The following is a 21,374-nucleotide window of genomic DNA, read 5'->3' on the forward strand; positions in this document are numbered from 1 at the left end:
TACTTATTTACTTTTCTTTTTTGGAGGAGCCTTTTTGGTCGCAGTTTGTGAAGAGGTTGTCTTTTTCGTTTCTGGGGCTTTTTTAGGTTTTTGCTGAAGTTCTTCCTTATCTATTACTGACTTGATAGTGTTTTGTAGGATATGAGCTGAAGCATGAAGTTTTCCCAGGTCTTCTGCGGTGAGACTAAGTTCCATTATTTCTTTCACTCCGTTTCTGTGTAGTATAGATGGAACGCCCATATAGACATCTGTAATTCCGTATTGCCCATCAAGGTAACAGGAAATGGAAAGTATGGAGCTAGAGTTATTAAGTATCGCTTCCGTAATGGAGGTTAAAGCCATACCTATGCCATAATAAGTCGCTTTCTTTTTTTCTATAATATGATAGGCTGCATCTCGAACACCCTCATATGTTTTTTCTAGTTCAGCGAAGTCAAGCTGTTTATCAAATACATATTTGAGAATAGGTTTAACACCCACCATTGCTACTGACCAAGGAGCAAACTCACTGTCTCCGTGTTCGCCCATGATATAGGCATGTACGTTTTTAGGGTTAACATTCAATCTATCTCCCAGCATATATCTTAATCGGGCTGTATCGAGAGTGGTGCCTGACCCAATAACCCTATGCTGCGGAAGTCCAGAGTATTTCCATGTAAGATAGGTCATAATATCAACGGGGTTAGTAGCAACTAAGAATATCCCATTGAAACCACTTGACATGACTTCCTCAACAATATCGTGGAAGATGGCGGCATTTCGGGTTAACAACTCGAGTCTTGTTTCTCCTTTTTGTTGGGATATCCCTGCTGAAATCACCACAAGATCGGCATCTGCACAGTCTTTATAGTCTCCAGCCCAAATTCGAAGAGCTCGTGGCGCAAAAGCAAGTCCATGATTGAGGTCCATTGCCTCTCCAATAGCTTTTTCTTTGTCTACATCAATAAGTACAAATTCACGGGCACCGGCACCACCTTGGTTGAGCATTGCATAGGCATATGACATTCCGACGAACCCTGTTCCGATCAGAACAACTTTATTGTTTCCAGGATTTTTCATTTTATAAATATTAGGATGAGCAATGGGGGATATGACTAGTAAGAAAACTTACAAAAAAATAAGCTTATTGAGTTAATAGTCAATTCTTTTACGGAAGATAAATTGACAAAAATCTGTTATAGAAAGAAGTAACCTAAAGTTATAAATATTTGTTGATGATGGGAATGTTTTCAGGCTTGGTAAGTGTTGAATAACCGGCTCTAATTATCAATGGCAATCTTCTTTGACGTGATTCTGATAAATATATTATAAATTTATGGGTAACTGTTTGTATTTCAGTAAAGAGTTGCTACATTTGCAGTCCCAATACGCGGGAAACTGTGTTTATTTGACATAAACATAAGTCCCATTTGATGAAATCAGAATTTACGCAACGTAATATATAACAAGGAGTTGCCTTTCGAAATGCCTTGCATTTAAGGGTGCTTTTTGTGTGCTGTTTAATTTAAGCAATTTTTCGCTCGCCAAAACGGTTTTGGCGGGTATTAAAGTAGATTTTTGTCATGTTACAGCCAAAAAGAGTAAAGTTTAGAAAGACGCAGAAAGGAAGAGTGAAAGGTGTCGCTCAGAGAGGCCACACGATCGCTTTCGGTAGCTTTGGTCTGAAGGCGCTGGAGCCAGGATGGATCACTTCCAGACAAATCGAAGCTGCGCGTATTGCGATTAACAGAGCGATGAAAAGGGAAGGTCAGGTTTGGATCCGTATTTTTCCAGATAAGCCAGTGACTTCGAAGCCAGCTGAGGTTCGTATGGGTAAAGGTAAAGGTGCTCCTTCATATTGGGTAGCGACTGTAAAACCAGGTACGATCCTGTTCGAGTCTGAAGGTGTATCATTGGAGAGAGCTCAGGAATCAATGAGACTTGCTGCTCAGAAACTTCCAATCAGCGTGAAATTTGTGGTTAGACCAGACTACGTAGGATAATCATCATGAAGACGAAAGAACTGAAAGATCAAATCAAGAAAATGTCTGCTGAGGAGTTGTCTGCTAAGATCAACGAATCACAGAAGCAACTGGAGGAGCTGCAATTTGCTCATGCCGTGACACCAATTGAGAGTCCGGCAACTATCAGGTCTCTGAAGAAGGAGATTGCAAGAATGAAAACTGTTCTTCACGAGAAAGTTACTGCTGAGTTGAACGAGAAAGTAGCAGCAGAGTCAGTGACACGTGAGTCAGTAAGCGAATTCCTGCAGAAAAACAAGTTCGCAGCGCCAGTTAACAAGAAAATGGTGTTGAGAGCGATCAACAAGTAATCCTAACAATTGAAGATCTGATAACGATGCAAAGAAACTTCAGAAAAGAGAGAGTCGGTGTCGTAACGAGCAACAAAATGGACCGCTCGATCGTGGTAGCTGTTGAGAGTCGTCAAAAGCACCCGATGTACGGTAAGTTCGTGAAGAAAACGGCGAAATTCATGGCTCACGATGAGAAAAACGATTGTAACATCGGTGATACTGTGAGAATCATGGAAACACGTCCTCTGTCTAAGAGAAAAAGATGGAGACTGGTAGAAGTCGTAGAAAGAGCTAAGTAATTTTTCTGCGTCCGCAAAAATTTAAGTTTAGGTTATAATAATCCTTGGTAGGATCATACAATGATACAACAAGAATCAAGACTGAACGTGGCGGATAACTCAGGTGCTAAAGAAGTACTGTGTATTCGCGTACTGGGAGGTACTGGCAAGCGCTACGCTACAGTGGGAGACAAAATCGTTGTGACAGTGAAGTCAGCGGTTCCTTCTGGAAACATCAAGAAGGGTACTGTTTCTAAAGCGGTTGTTGTAAGAACGAAGAAGGAAATAAGAAGAAAAGATGGTTCTTATATCCGTTTCGAAGACAATGCAGCAGTACTGTTGAATACACAAGATGAACCAAGAGGTACACGTGTATTTGGCCCTGTGGCAAGAGAACTGCGTGAGAAGCAGTTTATGAAAATCGTTTCACTGGCACCAGAAGTACTATAAACTCACTGACATGAAATTCCATATCAAAAAAGGAGATAAAGTAGCGGTGATCACAGGTAACCACAATGCTAAAGAAGGTGTGGTACTGAAAGTTGACCGTGAAAAGCAGAGAGCATTCGTTGAAGGGGTAAACCTGGTGACGAAGCACATCAAGCCAACAGCAGAGAAGCCAGAGGGCGGTGTTGAGAAGAAAGAGGCATCTATCCATATCTCAAACCTAATGCTGATCGATCCTAAATCGGGCGAGAAGACAAAGGTAGGTCGCAAGATTGATGAGGCTACTGGCAAACTGAAAAGATATTCTAAGAAAACTGGAGAATTTATTGACTGATGGCAAATCCAACAAGACTTAAAGCAAAATATAAAGAGGAGATAGTTCCGGCACTGATGGAGCGCTTCCAGTACAAGTCTGTAATGCAAGTGCCTAAGCTGGAAAAAATCACAATCAACAGAGGTATTGGTGACGCTGTTGCTGATAAGAAACTAGTTGATATTGGTGTTGAAGAACTGTCATTGATCACCGGTCAGCGTGCTGTTCCTACAATCGCAAAGAAATCAATCGCGAACTTCAAACTGAGAGAAGGTATGCCGATTGGTGCGAGAGTGACACTGAGAGGTGAGAGAATGTTCGAGTTCTTAGACAGACTGATCTCAATTGCTCTGCCACGTGAGAGAGACTTCCACGGAATTAAGACGAAGCTGGACGGTAGAGGTAACTATACACTGGGCTTGAAAGAGCAAATTATCTTCCCAGAGATCTCTATTGAGAAAGTAAAGAAAGTGACAGGTTTGGATATCACTTTCACTACAACAGCTCCAACTGATGAGGAAGCACTGGAGCTTCTGAAACTTTTCGGAATGCCTTTCAAAAAATAAAAACTTAATCACATGGCAAGAGAAGCAGTAAAAGCTAGAGAAAGAAAAAGAGAGCGTCTAGTAGCACAGTACGCTGAAAAAAGAAAGCAGCTGAAAGAGGCTGGTGACTATGTAGCACTTGACAAGCTGCCTAGAGATTCATCTCCTGTTCGTCTTCACAACCGTTGCAAGCTGACTGGTCGTCCTAAAGGTTACATGAGAAAATTCGGTATCTCAAGGGTGACATTCCGTGAAATGGCTTCAGCTGGTAAAATACCGGGCGTAACAAAAGCAAGCTGGTAAGATTTAATCATTTGACAGACTTCAATCATACAACTTTGTTGTGTGCATAAATATTTGAATAAATGGATCCGATAGCAGATTACCTGACAAGACTTAGAAACGCTATCCGCGCTAACAAAAGGATCGTGGAAGTGCCTGCTTCTAACTTGAAGAAGCAGATGACTAAAGTGTTGCACGAAAAGGGCTTCATTCAGGGATACAAGTTCGAGGACGGTGTGAATACTCAAGGTATGATCAAAATCGCTTTGAAGTACAACCCGGTGACAAAGCAGCCTGCAATGCTGAAGCTGGAGAGAATCTCTCGTCCAGGTCTGAGAAAGTACACTAAGGCGAAAGAAATGCCAAGAGTACTGAACGGACTGGGTGTAGCTATCCTGTCTACTTCTAAAGGAGTAATGACTAACAAGGAAGCTAACGAGCTGAACGTAGGTGGCGAAGTGCTTTGCTACGTATACTAATCCGTTAAGGAGGGAATTAATATTTCAAAAAGCTGACCGCTCGGAACTCATTGAGTTCTGATGCCTTAAGCCTAAATTATTAGAGAAATGTCAAGAATTGGTAAAAAGCCTATTACTATCCCGTCAGGCGTTGAAGTAAAATTCAACAATGGCGTAGTAACAGTAAAAGGTCCAAAAGGAGAGCTTAGCGAAGAGATCAAGAATGATATCACTGTTGAAGTTGCTGATGGACAGGTAGAAGTAAAAAGACCTTCTGAAGCAAAAGAACACAGAGCTATGCACGGTCTTTACAGAGCGCTGATCAACAACATGGTGGTTGGTGTTACTGAGGGGTACAAAAAATCGCTTGAATTGGTTGGTGTAGGTTTTAAAGCTACTAACCAAGGCAACCTATTGAATCTGGACTTGGGTTACTCACACTCGATTATCCTTCAAGTTCCTAAAGAAGTATCAGTGTCTACAGAAACTCCTAAAGGTGCGGCTCCAATCGTACACCTTGAGAGTACTGACAAGCAGCTTGTTGGACAAGTTGCCGCAAAGCTTAAGTCACTGAGAAAGCCAGAGCCATACAAAGGTAAAGGTGTGAAATTCGTAGGTGAGCAAATCAGAAGAAAAGCAGGTAAAACTGGTAAATAATAAGCGACATGGCCACTAAGAAAGATCTAAGAAGACTCCGAATAAAAAGGATTATCAGAAAAAGAGTTTCCGGCACAGCTGAGAGACCAAGACTTTCTGTTTACAAATCCAATACAGCGATCACTGCTCAGCTGATCGATGATATAAAAGGCCACACTCTGGTAGCAGCTTCATCAAAGGAAATTAAGCCTGATAGCAAGTCTGCAAACATCGCTTTGGCGACAGAGGTAGGCAAGAAACTTGCTGAGAAAGCAGCGGCTGCTGGTGTTACTTCAGTAGTATTTGACAGAAACGGCTACCTGTACCACGGTAAGGTGAAGGCTTTGGCTGATGGTGCTAGAGAAGGTGGATTGAAATTCTAAAAAGTCTAGGAAGAATGAAACAAAACATCAAAAACGTAAGATCAACCGACCTGGAACTTACAGAGAAAGTAGTAGCCATCAAACGAGTTGCCAAAGTAGTAAAAGGTGGTAGAAGATTCAGCTTCTCAGCTATCGTTGTTGTTGGTAATGGTGATGGTATTGTAGGTTACGGTTTGGGTAAAGCAAATGAGGTAACTGATGCAATCACGAAAGGTATCGATGATGCGAAAAAGAATCTGATCAAGGTTCCTGTACTGAAAGGTACTATCCCTCATGCTCAAAAAGGCAAATACAGTGGTGGTAATGTACTAATTAAGCCGGCTTCAAAAGGTACTGGTGTTATCGCAGGTGGTGCGATGCGTGCAGTATTGGAGTCTGCGGGTGTACACGACGTATTAGCAAAATCTCAGGGCTCATCTAACCCTCACAACGTAGTTAAGGCAACATTCGATGCACTGATCAAGTTGCGTGACCCTTACATGGTTGCTGAGCAAAGAGGTGTTACACTGAGCAAAGTGTTTAACGGATAATTAAATCGAAGAGGAGATGGCAAAAATCAAAATCACTCAAGTAAGATCTACCATCAAAAGGCCTGAAAATCAGAAGCGTACAATCGAAGCGCTAGGTCTGGGCAAGATCAACAGGACCGTAGAACACGAAGCTACACCTCAGATCTTGGGGATGGTTGGAAAAGTAAGTCACTTAGTAATAGTTGAAGAGTTATAATATCTTTTGTACTTTTGCGTCTATGCGTTAGTACTATTGAGATATTTCAATCGGAAAATAGATCATGAAACTACATACATTACGTCCGGCTGCGGGATCTGTACGAAACAACAAGAGGGTTGGTAGAGGTCAAGGTTCTGGCAGAGGAGGCACTTCTACGAGAGGTCATAAGGGTGCCAAGTCTAGATCTGGCTATAGCCAAAAGATCGGTTTCGAAGGTGGTCAAATGCCACTGCAAAGACGAGTTCCGAAATTTGGTTTCAAGAACCCATTCAGAGTTGAATACACTCCTGTAAACCTGGATACACTACAAAAACTTGCGGAGGCCAAAGGTCTTACCTCGTTTGCCGCAGAAGACTTCATCAAATTCGGTTTTGCTAGCAAAAACGACAAGGTGAAAGTATTAGGTAGAGGTGAGCTGAAGGCATCTTTGGAGGTATCGGCACACGCGTTTTCTGCATCAGCTAAAGAGGCAATCGAAAAAGCTGGCGGAAAAGCAAACACACTATAAGGAGCAATGAAAAAGTTTTTCACGACACTAAGGAACATCTTTTCAATTGAGGAACTCAGGGATAGAATTTTCTATACACTGGGTTTCCTTGCTGTATTTAGATTAGGTTCATTTATCGTTTTGCCAGGAGTTGATCCAAGCAAACTGACAGGTGAGTCAGGAGGTCTTTTGGACTTTCTGAACATCTTCTTGGGTGGAGCATTTAACCGTGCCTCTATCTTTGCGCTTGGTATCATGCCTTACATCTCGGCATCCATTGTGGTGCAGTTGATGGGTATGGCAGTACCTTACTTCCAGCGTTTGCAGAAGGAAGGTGAGTCTGGTAGAAAGAAAATCAACCAAATTACAAGGGTGTTGACCATCCTGATTACGTTGGCTCAAGGGTCTGGGTACTTGGCTACCACTGTCCCTAATGAAGCTATCGGAATCGACCAAAGGCTGTTCTACATTTCCTCAATGGTAATTCTGACTGCAGGCACTGTGTTCTGTATGTGGATCGGTGAGAAAATTACTGAAAAAGGTATTGGTAATGGTATTTCCATGCTGATCATGATCGGTATTATCTCTGGGTTCCCTACAGCAATTTACCAAGAGTTCACAACTCGCGGTGGTTCACTGCTGCTAGTAGTAGAAATTATTGCTTTGTTCTTCGTGGTAATGGGTGTTGTACTGCTTACAACAGCAGTAAGGAAGATACCTGTTCAGTACGCAAGACAAGTAGTAGGAGCTGGAGGAAAGAAGAAAATGCTGAAAACAGGTCAAAGGTCATACATTCCATTGAAAGTTAATGCGGCGAACGTAATGCCAATTATTTTCGCGCAGTCACTGATGTTCCTGCCGTCGTTGATCGCAAACATTTGGGCTGATGAGAGTAATGCTGCAGGTTGGGTTGCTCAAAACTTCTCTGACTTTACGTCGCTTGCATATAACGTTACCTTCGGTCTATTGATTCTTCTGTTCACTTATTTCTACACAGCTATCACGATCAATCCTGATCAGATGGCAGATGACTTGAAGAGAAACAATGCTTTCGTTCCTGGTGTTAAACCAGGTGAGGCTACTTCAAACTTCATCAGTGTAATTTTGGACAGAATCACACTTCCAAGTGCCCTGTTCTTGGCGATCGTAGCAGTGCTTCCTGCAATTGCTCACTTGTTTGGCGTAAGCATGACATTCTCTAGATTCTATGGTGGTACTTCATTGATCATCATGGTAGGAGTAATTCTTGACACGCTTCAGCAAATTGAGTCTTACTTGTTGATGCAACACTACGAGGGCATGATGAAGTCGGGTAACATTAAGGGAAGACAAAACGTGGCAATGGCCTAATGGTTTATTACAAAACAGACAGTGATATTGCGCTGATGCGTGAAAGTGCAGACCTTTTGGGTCGTGCTCATGCTGAGGTTGCAAAAAACATCAAAGTAGGGGTTAGTCTCAAGGAACTTGATAAGGTCGCTGAAGAATTTATCAAGGATCATGGGGCTTACCCCTCCTTCTTGGATTATAACGGATTTCCAGCGTCACTATGCATGTCAGTAAATGATGTAGTAGTGCACGGTATCCCGAATGATTACAGACTACAGGATGGAGACATTGTTTCTATTGACTGCGGTGTCTACTACCAAGGATTTCACTCAGACAGTGCATATACTTATCCAGTAGGAAATGTTTCTGCTGAAGTAATGCAGCTGCTGAAGGTAACCAAGGAGTCACTCTATTTGGCAATAGAGCAGATGAAGGTGAATAACCGTATCGGTGATGTTAGCTTTGCAGTACAGCAGCACGCTGAAAAGCATGGCTATGGAGTCGTGAGAGAGTTGGTTGGACACGGGTTAGGGAAGAGTCTTCATGAAAAACCTGAGGTTCCTAACTACGGAAAAAGAGGTAGAGGACTGAAAATCAAAAACGGTCTTGTGATCGCGATTGAGCCAATGATTAACTTGGGTGGCAAAGGTATTGTACAAGATGCTGACGGTTGGACGATCCGTACTAGAGACGGAAAGCCATCTGCGCATTACGAACATACAGTAGCTGCTCATAACGATCAGACAGAAGTTCTTACCACATTTAAGTATATAGAAGAAGTTTACAAATTCTAGTATGCCGAAACAATCAAACATCCAACTCGACGGTACGATCGTTGAAGCACTTTCAAATGCAATGTTCCGTGTTGAACTGGAGAATGGTCACCAGGTAGTCGCTCATATTTCTGGTAAGATGAGAATGAATTACATTCGTATCCTGCCAGGAGACCGTGTGAAACTGGAGATGTCTCCTTACGACTTGACTAAGGGAAGAATTGTTTACCGTTACAAGTAATCTGGTCAGTAATGACGCTTCTGAACAAAATGAGGCTGATACAACTGGAATACTAAACTCGGGAATAATAGTCCTAAAGTTGACGAGATAAATAAGGAAATGACGATCCAAAATAAAGCAAGTTGTTGATTGCTAGAGGAATTAACAATTAATAACTAGGAGGGGGAACTATGCCCTTTTAATTTTGCTTTTTTACTTGCGGGTGGGATTACTTACCTTAAATATATAAACTTTCAGGGATTTTTATTTTAAGTTTTCTAAATCAGGAACTATGAAGGTTAGAGCCTCAATCAAAAAGAGAAGTTCTGATGATAAAATCATCAGACGTAAAGGCAAGCTTTACATCATCAACAAAAAGAACCCTCGTCACAAACAGAGACAAGGTTAAGATGTCGCTTGCGTACAAAGTGTTTAAAAAAGTATAATTCACAGTACAAACAGTATTAAAATGGCACGTATTTCAGGAGTTGATATTCCGGATAATAAGAGAGGTGTAATTTCTCTTACATATATCTTCGGAATTGGTAACACTTCTGCTTCTTCGATCCTTGCTAAAGCAGGTGTTGACGAAAACAAGAAGGTTAAGGACTGGACGGATGAGGAGTCAATGGCTATCCGTGACATCATCAACAATGAGCACAAAATTGAAGGTGAGCTGAAGTCAGAAATCCAATTGAACATCAAACGTCTGATGGACATCGGTTGTTATAGAGGTCTGAGACACAGAAGAGGTCTACCTGTTAGAGGTCAAAAGACTAAAAACAACGCTCGTACCAGAAAAGGTAAGAGAAAGACAGTAGCTAACAAGAAGAAATAATTGATTTAATAGACATTATTAGCAATGGCTCAGAAGAGAAAAGACAAAGCTAAGAAGAGAGTTGTTAAGGTTGAGTCTGTAGGTCAAGTACACGTTCAGGCCACATTCAACAACATTATCATCTCGATCACTAACCTAGAGGGACAAGTGATTTCATGGTCTTCTGCAGGTAAAATGGGCTTCAGAGGATCGAAAAAGAACACTCCTTATGCAGCTCAACAAGCAGCAACAGATTGCGCTAAAGTAGCGTACGATCTGGGCATGAGAAAAGCAGAGGTGTTTGTTAAAGGACCAGGTTCAGGCAGAGAGTCTGCAATCAGAACTATCCAAAACTCAGGTATCGAAGTAACGTCTATCAAAGACCGTACTCCACTACCTCACAACGGATGTCGTCCTCCGAAAAGAAGAAGAGTCTAATTATGGCTCGCCTTTTTGGGCAACAATAGTCTGCCGCAAGCCACGGCAGAGATCATTAGTTAATATATTTTTATACGAAAAATTTTGGTGAAAAATGGCTAGATATACTGGGCCTACGTCGAAAATTGCTAGAAAGTTCAATGATCCAATTTTCGGGGCATGCAAAGAGCTGAAGAAGAAGAACTACCCTCCAGGTCAGCACGGCAAAAATAGAAGAAGAAAGCAGTCTGAATACGCGGTACAGCTTGCTGCTAAGCAGAAAGCTAAATACACTTACGGTGTATTGGAAAAACAATTCCGTAACCTATTCAAGAAAGCTGCTGCAAAACCAGGCATTACAGGTACAAACTTGTTGCAATACCTGGAAGCAAGATTGGATAATACTGTTTACAGACTGGGTATCGCTCCTACAAGAAGAGGTGCTCGTCAGCTTGTATCGCACAAGCACATTACTGTGAATGGTGAGGTTGTAAACATCCCTTCATACACGCTGAAGCCAGGTGATATTGTAAGTGTTAGAGGTAAGTCTCAAGCGCTGAAAGTAATCACTGAGTCAGTTTCTGGACGTCAGCGTTCTGCCTACCCTTGGTTGGAGTGGGATGCTGAGAAGATGGCTGGTAAGTTCCTGAATCTCCCTGAAAGAGAGGATATCCCTGAAAACCTTCAGGAGCAACTGATCGTCGAACTATACTCTAAGTAATTTAATACTTGCGAAACAGCTTTTAAGATATTTTTATATCTTAAAGGCTGTTTTATATTTCATTCATACAAAATCCAGAAAAAACAACGTCATATATGTCCATTTTAGCTTTTCAAATGCCTGATAAGGTGGTGATGGAAAAAGCAGATGACTTTCACGGTCTGTTTGAATTCAAGCCACTGGAAAGAGGATACGGGGTTACGGTAGGTAACGCTCTAAGAAGAATCCTTCTTTCTTCCTTGGAGGGGCATGCCATTGTGGGAATTAAATTCCCGAATGTGCTGCATGAGTTCTCGTCTATTGAAGGGGTTGTTGAAGATGTGACGGAGATTATTTTGAACTTCAAGCAAGTGAGGTTCAAAAAGATGTCTGAAGAGCCTAACTTCAAGATCAACGTTAACCTGAGTGGCAAGGATAAATTCACGGCTGGAGATATCAATCAGTTTACTGATGATTTCCAGATCTTGAATCCAGACTTCGTTATTTGCCATTTGGACCCATCCGTAAACCTTCAGGTGGAGCTAACTTTGGCTAAAGGCAGAGGTTATGTGCCTGCTGAAGAGCAGCAGAACAACGACGAAGTAATTGGTTATATTCCAATTGACGCGATCTTTACGCCTATCAAAAACGTGAAGTATAGTGTTGAAAATACAAGGGTTGAGCAGAGAACTGACTACGAAAAGCTTATCTTGGACATTGAAACTGATGGTTCAATTCACCCAGAGGATGCTTTGAAAGGTGCAGCTCGCGTGCTTATCCAGCACTTCATGCTGTTCTCTGATGAGACAATGACATTGGACTTGCCTAATAAGAAAGAGGACGAGCCAATTGATGAGGAATTCCTACATATGCGTAAACTGCTGAAGACTCCACTTTCTGAGTTGGATCTATCAGTAAGGGCATACAACTGTCTGAAAGCAGCCGATGTGAAAACACTAGGTGATTTGGCTTCTCTGGAGATCTCGGACATGATGAAGTTCAGAAACTTTGGTAAGAAATCACTTACTGAGCTTGAGCAACTGATTGCCGAAAAAGGATTAACCTTCGGAATGGACGTGTCAAAGTACAGACTGGATGAAGATTAATAAGTAATGAATAACTATTAGGCCATTATTTGAAGTCTTCAGTTATTCATTACAGAGTGCCAGTACCTAATACGGCTGGTACTATAAAGTTGTTTATTTTAAATATTAAAGCATCAGTACCTAATACGGCTGGTTGCTAACAATCGTAGAATAATGAGACACGGTAAAAAATTTAACCACCTAGGTAGAAAAGCAGCGCACAGAAATGCGATGCTTACAAACATGACAATCTCTCTGATTGAGCACAAAAGAATCAACACAACTTTAGCGAAAGCGAAAGCTCTTCGTAAGTTTGCTGAGCCTATCATTACAAAGGCAAAGAATGATACTATGCACTCAAGAAGAGTTGTATTCTCTTACCTGCAAAACAAAGAGGCTCTGAAAGAACTTTTCGGTGTTATTGCTGACAAAGTAGCGGACAGACCAGGTGGTTACACTCGTATCATCAAAACTGGTAGACGTCTTGGTGACGGTGCTGAAACTGCGATGATCGAGTTGGTAGACTTCAACGAAATCTACAACCCTAAAGGTGCAACTAGTACTAAAACTACTAGAAGAAGCAGAAGAAAGAAAGGTTCAGCTTCAGCTGATACTTCTTCAACTACTGAAAACACTGAATCAGCTGAATAATCTGAAAATGTGTCTAACAGTATTGATAAAATGCTTTAGAAGAAATGTCGAGGGAGACAGTCAGTTGACTGTTTCCCTTTTTTTATGCCCTGAATATATTTGGAGGAGCTGATGAAAAAAAAAATTAAACAGTGTTCAAAAAGATTGATGTTTTGTTGAATCTCAATTTTTCTAAATAAAAGAGTGGAAAACGCAATGAATTTGAAATAAAAATTAAAATAATTTCTACAGACTGTTTAAATATTCTAAGCATTACTCTAATAGGTTCATTATTAATTTATTACCTTTGCGCAATTTGTAAATATAAAAGGACTTGAATAGATGGAGAAACAAGCTGCTATTTTGATGCTCGAGGATGGCACTACCTTTCACGGTACAGCCATTGGTAAGATAGGAACTTCTGCTGGTGAAATCTGTTTTAATACAGGGATGACAGGTTATCAGGAAATTTATACAGACCCGTCTTATTATGGACAAATCATCGTGAACACAACGTCTCATATCGGTAACTACGGTACACTGTCTCAAGAAGATGAGTCTACACAGGTTCAAATTAGAGGATTGGTGGTTAAGAAGTTTTCAAACACCTTCTCTAGAAAGACATCTGAAGGGTCTCTTCAGGAATACCTTGAGAGAGCGAACATCGTGGGTATTGCCGATATTGATACAAGAAAGCTTGTTAGACATATCCGTCAGCAGGGCGCTATGAATGCTATTATTTCCTCGGAAACCGATGATATTGAGAAAATCAAGGAGAAGTTGGAAGCAACTCCAAGCATGGAAGGGCTAGAGTTGTCTTCATTGGTAAGTACCAAGGAGAGATATTTCATGGGAGACCCTCATGCACCGATTAAAGTAGCAGTATTAGATATCGGTATCAAGAAATCGATTCTTGAGAACATGACAGAGAGAGGTATTTACTGTAAAGTATTCCCTGCGAAAACTTCTTACGAACAAATGAAGAAGTGGAATCCTGATGGTTTCTTTATCTCAAATGGACCTGGTGACCCATCTGTGATGAGCTATGCTGTAGACACAGTAAAAGAAATATTGGCAGATGATATGCCTGTGTTTGGTATCTGTCTTGGTCATCAGATTTTGGCACTTGCATCTGGAATCTCTACTTATAAAATGCACCATGGCCATAGAGGTTTGAACCACCCTGTGAAAAACTTGGTGACAGGACTGAGTGAGATTACTTCACAAAACCATGGTTTTACAGTAAGTAAAGAGGATGTAGAAAACAGTGACAACGTAGAAGTTACACACATCAACCTGAATGATGATACAGTAGAAGGTATCAGAGTTAAGGATAAGAAAGCATTCTCAGTACAGTATCACCCTGAATCATCTCCAGGGCCACATGACTCGAGATATTTGTTTGATCAGTTCATTGATATGATCAGATCTAACAACTAATCAGAGTAATAGAGACTGTTTAGTTATAAAAAGGTTCCATTTGTATTACACAAATGGAACCTTTTCTTTTTCAGGGATTTACATTTATTGATAATTGTTGTAAACTACATCTATTAAGTCTGAAGTCATTCAACCTTTAATGTTATACATGACTTATCTTAAAACCCATTTAGACTAACTTTTCATATTTTATAACGAATGTGGAATAGACTATCAAATATCGGAAATAGCCACCTTCCTAAAGATATCGATGACCGTAGTTTGGTGTTGACCAATCAGGTAGCCATGATTATGATTATCTGGTTCTCGTTAATGGCACTAATAGGTATTTCCATCGAAAGTAAACTGACCATAATTGGCTCATGTTTTTATATTCTCTGTTCAGTTGGAGTATTGATGTTAAACCTTAAAGGGTATATTAATCTCTCCAGAGTCTTACTTTGTGTCTTCCCCCCTGTAGTGATATCCATTTTGATTTTTTATGCAGTTGTAAATGGGACTACCAATACTGGAATTGTGGGTTATTATGCTCAATTGTTAATCTATGTGCTTTTTGCTTGTATCCCTTTTGTGTTTTTTGAATATAAACAGCAGAAGGAGTTAAAGCTGACTGTATTGGTGCCTGTTCTGCTCTTTTTCTTATCTCCCTATATATATGAATGGCTTGGTGTAACAAGGCGAGATTTTCCCTTCTTACCAGAGAAGGAAATAATCTTAACTTCTATGATCGCTTTTTTGCTGTGTTTTGTCTTGGTTGGTTTCTATTTACTTAAGAAAACTAACTATCAGCATGAAGAGAAAATCAGACAGCTTCTTGAGAGGTTGAAAGAGGAGAAAGACCAGATTCTGAAACAGCATGAAGTATTAATCAGCTCAAAAAAAGAACTGTTTGAACGCCAGTCAGAAATGATGAGAATCAACCAAGAATTGGAAGAGTATAAACGGACTTTGGAAGATAAGGTTGAGCAAAGAACAATAGAGCTTGAAGATTCAAAGGTAAAAGCAGAAGTGGCTAATGAAGCAAAAACGCAGTTTCTAGCCAATATGAGCCATGAGATACGCTCTCCTTTAAATGCCATTGTCGGGTTTAGTAAATTACTTTTGCTGAACCCTGACTTAGAGAAGGTTGATGAGGAGTTTAAACAGTTTTTGGGGAATATTATGCAAAGTGGTCAGAACCTGACAGAGCTGATCAATAATATATTGGATATTTCGAAAATAGAGGCGGGCAAAATGACACTGTCTTCAGAAAATATCAATATTCAACAGCTATTTTCTAGCGTATTTCATATCAATAAGAATAGGGCAGAAGAAAAGGGTATACTATTCTCCTATAATTTTGATAAGCTTATTCCTGAATATATTTATTCGGATAGGACCAAACTCAATCAGATACTTATGAATTTAGTGTCCAATGCTATCAAGTTTACTTCTTCAGGGAAAAAGATACTGATGAATGCCCAATATGAAGAAGGTCACATTTTGTTTGAAGTATCAGATGAAGGAATAGGGGTTCCTGAGAATAGACTCAAAAAAGTGTTCGAGCCATTTGAGCAGGCTGATAACAGTATAATGAGGAAATTCGGAGGGACAGGGTTAGGCTTGACTATTACCAAAAAATTGGTTGAGTTAATGAAAGGGGATGTATGGTTGGAAAGTGTTGAAGGAGTTGGGAGCAAGTTCTTTATTCGTATTCCTGTTGTGGAGGCCGAGGTACCAAAGATTAAAGCAAAAGACTTGATTGAAAAGGCGAAAGAAACATTTGAAGATGACAATGTGATTTTAGTAGTGGATGACAACAAGTTAAACTTGCAGATTTTAAGAGCCTTGTTCAAACGTTTCAATATTGAGATTAAAACTGCTGAGAACGGAAGGGAGTGTTTGGATAGTCTAAGGGAAATAAAACCGGACCTGATTTTAATGGATATGCATATGCCTGAGATGGATGGTATTCAGGCAACGAAAGAAATCAGAAAAATGGAAAATTTACATGAAGTACCTATAGTAGCTGTATCAGCGGACGCTTTTACGGAACAACAACGAATAGCACTCAGTAAAGGTGTAAACGATTATATTGTGAAGCCTATAGACTTTGATAAGTTATTACCAATTGTGGACAAGTATCTTAGGAAGAAAATAACATTAGAGTAAAAATTTATAACAAGTGACGGCGGGAAGGGAGCAAGAGATTGGTATTGAATGATAAATCATGAAACTTTTCTTAATTTGTCATTGATTAGGAGAATCATTTCTGATAGCCAAACCTCCATTTTTTTAAGATGTTGAGAAAATATATAAACTATAGTAGCAGACTCATTACCCTGTTATCAATATTCATGTGCCTTAAAAGTTATGCCCAACCGGGAATAATGGCTGATGGCGAGCTTTACAAGCTTGAGGTAGAGAAGACGGGTATATATAAAATAGATGCCAACATGTTGGTAACAATGGGGGTGGACTTAAATAACTTGAACCCTAAAAACCTTAGTATTTTAGGTAATCCGGGTGGTATGCTCGCTCAAGCCAATAATGTAGATAGGTATCAAGGTTTACAGGAAAATGCCATTTGGGTAAAAGGAGAAGAGGATGGACGCTTTGATGAAAGTGATTATATCCTTTTTTATGCTGAAGGGCCAGATGCTATCTACTATGATTCTTTGAATGACTTTTTACGTTATGAGCTTAATTTATATAGTAATGCCAATTACTATTACCTGAAAATAGGGGATAGTGAAGGGGAAAGGTTGAGTCAGGCAGAAAGTAATGCTTATGAGGGAACACCGATACAAAACTATATTGAAGTCATACATCATGAGGAAGAGTTACAAACAGCTCTTTCTGAACCTTCAGGTAGATATTGGTTAGGAGAAACTTTCGATACACAACTGTCTCGTAACTTTAGTCACTCGACTCAGGCTATTGCTAATGAACCAATAAAGTTGCTACTATCAGTTGCAGCCAAGAGTAGATCAGAGTCAGCTTTTACAGCAAATTTGAACGGTAAGGAAATTGGTGAAATCCATGTTGATGGAGCGTCATCTTATAACTCTTATAAGTATGGACGTCAAGGCAATATACAAGAATTACAGATGGAAGCAGTATTGTCGAGTTCAGCAGAAATTGATTTTCAAGTCAGTTATAATAAACCGGATACAGACTCAAAAGGGTATTTAAATTTCTATACGCTTAATGTCCCCAGAAAGCTAGCATTGAATGGAGATTTCAATGATATGTACTTCCCTGAAGCGCTTGAACAAAGTAGTGTTGCTTATAACATTACAGGCGTTGATAATACTTTACAGATATGGGATCTCTCAGACCCTGTTAGTGCAAAGAAGCTACCTTACCAACTGTCAGGAAGTAATGGAATATTTGTAGGAAAAAGTAATGGCAGTGTCCCTCATTTTATAGCCTTTCAGGGTGCTGATTTTCCAAATCCGACATTTGTTAGTAAGGTAAGTAATCAGGATTTGTACAGTATATCAGTTCCTGATATGCTGATCGTCGTATATGATGAGTTTGAAGCAGAGGCTCAAAGACTCGCAGATTTTAGATTACAGCATGATAACTTGAAGGTGGAAGTTGTGAAGGTAAGCCAAATTTACAATGAGTTTTCCTCTGGTAAGCAAGACGTGGTGGCAATACGTGATTTTGTGAAAGTGCTTTACCAAAAATCGACAAAACTAAAGTACCTGCTTTTATTTGGAGATGCTTCTTATGACTATAAAAGTCTCCGAGGTATCAAAGGAAGTTTAGTGCCTGTTTATGAGGCAAGAGAAGTTTTTTACCCAACTAAGACTTTTTCTTCAGATGACTTTTTTGGTTTTATGGATGAAAATGAAGGGGAGTGGAAAGAAGACTTTGAATCCGTTTATGCCGATGAGTATGATTTGGAAATAGGGGTCGGTCGTTTGCCCGTTAAGACAGTTGAAGAAGCAACGACAGTTGTGGATAAGATTATACACTACCATACAACAACAAATGGACAGGGCACTTGGAAACAACGTGTAGTTTTTGTGGCAGATGATGGTGATAATAATACCCATCAAGAACAGGCAGATGAGTTGGCTGCATTTGTCGAAAATACTTACCCAGGCTTAAATCCTTACAGGTTATTTGTAGATGATTTTGAAAAGGTCTCAACGGCAAATGGGGCTTTGTCTCCGTATTGTAGACAAGCACTGAATGAAGCTGTAGTCAATCAAGGCGCTTTGGTAATGAACTACAGTGGACATGGTTCAATATCTGCATGGACTTCTGAACGTATTCTCGAAACAACAGAATTAAACAACTGGAGTAATATCCATAAACTCCCATTGCTTTTAACAGCGACATGCGAATTTGGGCGTTATGATGACCCAACCATTAGCTCAGGAGCGGAACAGGCAATTCTAAGTCCCAAAGGTGGTGCAATTGCATTGTTAACAACAACTAGACCTGTAGTGTCTTACACCAACTTTAAGCTTAACAAAGCATTTTACAGTGTACTTTTTGGAGAAGAAGTTGGTGATGAGATGCCAAGGTTGGGGGATATTATCAGAATGACAAAAAATGGAAGTTTGTCAGGAGTTTCAAACCGTAACTTTACCTTATTGGGGGATCCATCAATGAGACTGGTGTACCCAGAAGAGAGAGCTTACATTACTCATGTAAATGGAGCGCTATTACAGGATAGCGATACCCTACAAGCCCTTGAAAAAGTTGTTTTGTCAGGGGAGGTTCAAAGTGGAAGTAATCTTTCAACTGATTTTAATGGAAAGGTAAATGTAACTGTCTATGAGAAAAAAAGTAGGCAGCAGACATTAGGTAATGATGGGCCTGAGACAGTCTTTGAATATGATGCACGTAAAAATATTATTTTCAGAGGAGAAGCTACTGTTAAGAACGGATTGTTTGAAGTAGGCTTTGTAGTACCAAAAGATATCCGTTACAAGTTTGGAGAAGGAAAAGTAAGTTTATACGCATATGTCGATTCTGCTAATAGAGATGCAAGTGGTTTTAGTGATAAGGTAGTTGTAGGAGGTAGTACTATTAATGCAGAGACAGATAATACAGCTCCAGAGATTTCACTTTTCATGAACAATGAATCCTTTAAAAATGGAGGAGTTGTTCGTCCAGATGCACTATTGTTGGCTAAACTAAAGGATGAAAACGGAATCAATATATCAGGTATTGGTTTAGGTCATGACATTACACTTTGGTTAGATGGGGAAGAGTATGGGACATTAAATGAGTATTTCAGCACTACAGTTGATGATTATACTTCAGGAGAGATTGCTTTTCCTATGACAAACCTTTCAGAGGGAGTACATGAGCTAGAGTTAATTGCATGGGATACTTATAATAATGAAGCGTCTGCACGTATAAGCTTTACAGTTAGTGAAGATGAGATGTTCAATTTTACTGCAAATGTATATCCTAATCCAGCTGATGAATTGATAAATTTTAGGCTGAATCACGATTATGGAGGGGAGGATTTAGAAATAGGAGTTGATATTTTGTCTATATCAGGTCAGGTTATTGCTACAATGGACAAGACTGTGTATAATGCTGAAGAAAGTGTTGAGATACAATGGAACCGTCAAATGGAAAATGGAGGTAGGTTGATAGGTGGTCTTTATCTGTGTAAAGTATCAATCAGAGGTACAAATAGTGGTTTGTCAGGTATGAAAGTGATGAAGCTGATATTAAATAATTGAAAGGCTTGATGAAACTATTATATGTGACAATTTTTCTTTGAATTAGTAAATGTTAAATTTGCTGAAAATCAGAAAAGTTTCTTTTTCGTTAATCATTACAAATAGTGCTTGCTTATAGAGGAGACAATTACTCAAAATGTAGTAACTTTTTACACACACGTCAATCGTTATTTTCTCTTATGAAAAACAGGAAACCATTATTTTTTTCTGCTTTGCTAAGTTTATTGGCAACAGTCTCAATATATGCACAGCAACAGCCCGTAACCTCTCCAGGCCAATTAGTTGGTCAGGAAGGAAACCCTATTATCACAGCAGTACCATTTCTAATGATTGCTCCTGATGCACGCAGTGCAGGTATGGGTGACGTTGGAGCAGCTACTTCACCAGATGCCAACGCAACGTATTGGAACCCTGCAAAGCTAGCCTTTGCAAAAGACAATTTTGGAGCATCTTTAGCATACAACCCTTGGTTAGCTAAGTTTGTAGACGATATGTCCCTTTCTTATTTGTCAGGTTATTATAAGCTGAACAAACGACAGGTAGTGGCAATGAGTATGCGCTACTTTGACTTGGGAGATATCCAGTTTACGGATGATTTGGGGAATGAAACAAGAAATTTCAACCCGCGTGAATTCTCTTTTGATGCAACTTTTGCGATGCAACTTTCAAAGAGGTTTAGTATGGGGGTATCAGGTAGATATATTTATTCAAATCTTGCTGGGTCAATCAATGGTAGTTCGACATCGACAGGCTTAGATAGTCGTCCAGGCCACTCAGTAGCATTTGATGTATCTGCATATTGGGAAAATCCAGAATTGACAATTGCTGGTTACCAGTCCAAATTTGCATTGGGAGCGAATCTATCCAATGTAGGTTTGAAACTAAGCTATACTGATGAGAATCAAGAAGATTTTATTCCAACGAACCTAAGGTTAGGATCAGCATTGACAACAGAGTTCGATCCATATAACAAGATTACTTGGGCATTGGATGTTAATAAACTTTTGGTACCAACTCCTCAGGAAGATGGTTCACACCTTGATAAGTCTCTTTTTGATGGCATGTTTGGTTCATTTACAGATGCACCAGGAGGTTTTTCAGAGGAGATGGAAGAGTTTGGTATATCAACAGGTTTGGAATATTGGTATAACCAGATGTTTGCAGCTAGATTCGGTTACTTTTATGAAAACCCAAATAAGGGAGATAGACAATATTTCACTTTGGGTGTTGGTTTGAGATACCAAGTATTCGGGTTTGATTTCTCTTACCTGATCTCGAATAAGCGTAATCACCCATTGGAAGATACTTTGAGGTTTGCCATCATGCTGAACTTTGGGGATGCAGGTAAATCATCAAGTGGACCTGGAGGTACAGATATGTTAGATGACGATATCTAATAAAATTTCACTATAT

At 39.9% G+C, this 21,374-nt stretch carries 27 protein-coding genes; 26 read left to right on the forward strand and 1 reads right to left on the reverse strand.

The window, feature by feature from the left end; all coding sequences use genetic code 11:
• Positions 1-3 precede the first annotated feature (3 nt).
• A complete protein-coding gene (locus V6R21_RS30155; RefSeq protein WP_408613114.1) occupies positions 4-1,059 on the reverse strand; it encodes an L-lactate dehydrogenase in 1,056 nt (351 codons plus the stop codon).
• Between the two features lie 503 nt (positions 1,060-1,562).
• Here V6R21_RS30155 and rplP point away from each other — a divergent pair.
• From rplP to porV, 26 genes are all read left to right on the forward strand, one after another.
• Positions 1,563-1,982, forward strand: coding sequence for a 50S ribosomal protein L16 (gene rplP, locus V6R21_RS30160; RefSeq protein ID WP_334247210.1), 420 nt, complete (start codon positions 1,563-1,565; stop codon positions 1,980-1,982).
• Between the two features lie 5 nt (positions 1,983-1,987).
• Positions 1,988-2,311 (forward strand): 50S ribosomal protein L29, encoded by a 324-nt coding sequence (rpmC, locus tag V6R21_RS30165; protein ID WP_334247211.1) that lies wholly within the window; start codon positions 1,988-1,990, stop codon positions 2,309-2,311.
• Positions 2,312-2,337: 26 nt separating this feature from the next.
• The gene (gene rpsQ / locus V6R21_RS30170) at positions 2,338-2,592 is read left to right on the forward strand and encodes a 30S ribosomal protein S17 (RefSeq protein ID WP_334247212.1); all 255 of its coding nucleotides are present in this window, start codon (positions 2,338-2,340) and stop codon (positions 2,590-2,592) included.
• Between the two features lie 60 nt (positions 2,593-2,652).
• On the forward strand, positions 2,653-3,021 hold the full coding sequence (gene rplN, locus V6R21_RS30175) for a 50S ribosomal protein L14 (protein WP_334247213.1): 369 nt from the start codon (positions 2,653-2,655) through the stop codon (positions 3,019-3,021).
• 10 nt (positions 3,022-3,031) lie between these two features.
• Entirely contained in the window at positions 3,032-3,352 is a 321-nt protein-coding gene (rplX, locus tag V6R21_RS30180) for a 50S ribosomal protein L24 (RefSeq protein WP_334247214.1), read from the forward strand.
• Complete coding sequence (rplE, locus tag V6R21_RS30185) at positions 3,352-3,897, forward strand: 50S ribosomal protein L5 (RefSeq protein WP_334247215.1); 546 nt, start codon at positions 3,352-3,354, stop codon at positions 3,895-3,897. The genes rplX and rplE overlap by 1 nt, the downstream gene beginning before the upstream one ends.
• A gap of 12 nt (positions 3,898-3,909) precedes the next feature.
• Positions 3,910-4,179, forward strand: coding sequence for a 30S ribosomal protein S14 (gene rpsN / locus V6R21_RS30190; RefSeq protein WP_334247216.1), 270 nt, complete (start codon positions 3,910-3,912; stop codon positions 4,177-4,179).
• A 62-nt stretch (positions 4,180-4,241) separates the two neighbouring features.
• Positions 4,242-4,637, forward strand: coding sequence for a 30S ribosomal protein S8 (gene rpsH, locus V6R21_RS30195; RefSeq protein WP_334247217.1), 396 nt, complete (start codon positions 4,242-4,244; stop codon positions 4,635-4,637).
• 87 nt (positions 4,638-4,724) lie between these two features.
• Entirely contained in the window at positions 4,725-5,273 is a 549-nt protein-coding gene (gene rplF, locus V6R21_RS30200; protein WP_334247218.1) for a 50S ribosomal protein L6, read from the forward strand.
• Between the two features lie 8 nt (positions 5,274-5,281).
• Positions 5,282-5,635, forward strand: a complete 354-nt coding sequence (rplR, locus tag V6R21_RS30205; RefSeq protein ID WP_334247219.1) for a 50S ribosomal protein L18 — start codon at positions 5,282-5,284, stop codon at positions 5,633-5,635.
• A gap of 14 nt (positions 5,636-5,649) precedes the next feature.
• Positions 5,650-6,165 (forward strand): 30S ribosomal protein S5, encoded by a 516-nt coding sequence (rpsE, locus tag V6R21_RS30210; RefSeq protein ID WP_334247220.1) that lies wholly within the window; start codon positions 5,650-5,652, stop codon positions 6,163-6,165.
• Positions 6,166-6,181: 16 nt separating this feature from the next.
• Positions 6,182-6,361: a 50S ribosomal protein L30 gene (gene rpmD, locus V6R21_RS30215; protein WP_334247221.1), complete on the forward strand. Its 180-nt coding sequence runs from the start codon at positions 6,182-6,184 to the stop codon at positions 6,359-6,361.
• Between the two features lie 64 nt (positions 6,362-6,425).
• A complete protein-coding gene (rplO, locus tag V6R21_RS30220; RefSeq protein ID WP_334247222.1) occupies positions 6,426-6,872 on the forward strand; it encodes a 50S ribosomal protein L15 in 447 nt (148 codons plus the stop codon).
• 6 nt (positions 6,873-6,878) lie between these two features.
• Complete coding sequence (gene secY / locus V6R21_RS30225; protein WP_334247223.1) at positions 6,879-8,201, forward strand: preprotein translocase subunit SecY; 1,323 nt, start codon at positions 6,879-6,881, stop codon at positions 8,199-8,201.
• Positions 8,201-8,974, forward strand: a complete 774-nt coding sequence (map, locus tag V6R21_RS30230; protein WP_334247224.1) for a type I methionyl aminopeptidase — start codon at positions 8,201-8,203, stop codon at positions 8,972-8,974. The genes secY and map overlap by 1 nt, the downstream gene beginning before the upstream one ends.
• Position 8,975: 1 nt before the next feature.
• Entirely contained in the window at positions 8,976-9,194 is a 219-nt protein-coding gene (infA, locus tag V6R21_RS30235) for a translation initiation factor IF-1 (RefSeq protein ID WP_334247225.1), read from the forward strand.
• 271 nt (positions 9,195-9,465) lie between these two features.
• A complete protein-coding gene (gene rpmJ / locus V6R21_RS30240) occupies positions 9,466-9,582 on the forward strand; it encodes a 50S ribosomal protein L36 (protein WP_334247226.1) in 117 nt (38 codons plus the stop codon).
• A 60-nt stretch (positions 9,583-9,642) separates the two neighbouring features.
• Entirely contained in the window at positions 9,643-10,011 is a 369-nt protein-coding gene (rpsM, locus tag V6R21_RS30245; RefSeq protein WP_334247227.1) for a 30S ribosomal protein S13, read from the forward strand.
• Between the two features lie 24 nt (positions 10,012-10,035).
• The gene (rpsK, locus tag V6R21_RS30250) at positions 10,036-10,428 is read left to right on the forward strand and encodes a 30S ribosomal protein S11 (protein ID WP_334247228.1); all 393 of its coding nucleotides are present in this window, start codon (positions 10,036-10,038) and stop codon (positions 10,426-10,428) included.
• 94 nt (positions 10,429-10,522) lie between these two features.
• Positions 10,523-11,128 carry a 30S ribosomal protein S4 gene (gene rpsD, locus V6R21_RS30255; RefSeq protein WP_334247229.1) on the forward strand — a complete coding sequence of 202 codons (606 nt, stop codon included), beginning with the start codon at positions 10,523-10,525 and terminating at the stop codon, positions 11,126-11,128.
• 95 nt (positions 11,129-11,223) lie between these two features.
• Positions 11,224-12,213 carry a DNA-directed RNA polymerase subunit alpha gene (locus V6R21_RS30260; RefSeq protein WP_334247230.1) on the forward strand — a complete coding sequence of 330 codons (990 nt, stop codon included), beginning with the start codon at positions 11,224-11,226 and terminating at the stop codon, positions 12,211-12,213.
• A 153-nt stretch (positions 12,214-12,366) separates the two neighbouring features.
• Positions 12,367-12,843 (forward strand): 50S ribosomal protein L17, encoded by a 477-nt coding sequence (gene rplQ / locus V6R21_RS30265; protein ID WP_334247231.1) that lies wholly within the window; start codon positions 12,367-12,369, stop codon positions 12,841-12,843.
• 321 nt (positions 12,844-13,164) lie between these two features.
• Positions 13,165-14,262 (forward strand): glutamine-hydrolyzing carbamoyl-phosphate synthase small subunit, encoded by a 1,098-nt coding sequence (gene carA / locus V6R21_RS30270; RefSeq protein WP_334247232.1) that lies wholly within the window; start codon positions 13,165-13,167, stop codon positions 14,260-14,262.
• A gap of 198 nt (positions 14,263-14,460) precedes the next feature.
• Complete coding sequence (locus V6R21_RS30275) at positions 14,461-16,413, forward strand: ATP-binding response regulator (RefSeq protein WP_334247233.1); 1,953 nt, start codon at positions 14,461-14,463, stop codon at positions 16,411-16,413.
• Positions 16,414-16,631: 218 nt separating this feature from the next.
• Entirely contained in the window at positions 16,632-19,961 is a 3,330-nt protein-coding gene (gene porU, locus V6R21_RS30280; RefSeq protein ID WP_334247234.1) for a type IX secretion system sortase PorU, read from the forward strand.
• 179 nt (positions 19,962-20,140) lie between these two features.
• Positions 20,141-21,358, forward strand: coding sequence for a type IX secretion system outer membrane channel protein PorV (porV, locus tag V6R21_RS30285; protein ID WP_334247235.1), 1,218 nt, complete (start codon positions 20,141-20,143; stop codon positions 21,356-21,358).
• Positions 21,359-21,374 lie beyond the last annotated feature (16 nt).

It is taken from the genome of Limibacter armeniacum (assembly GCF_036880985.1).
Lineage (GTDB): Bacteria > Bacteroidota > Bacteroidia > Cytophagales > Flammeovirgaceae > Limibacter > Limibacter armeniacum.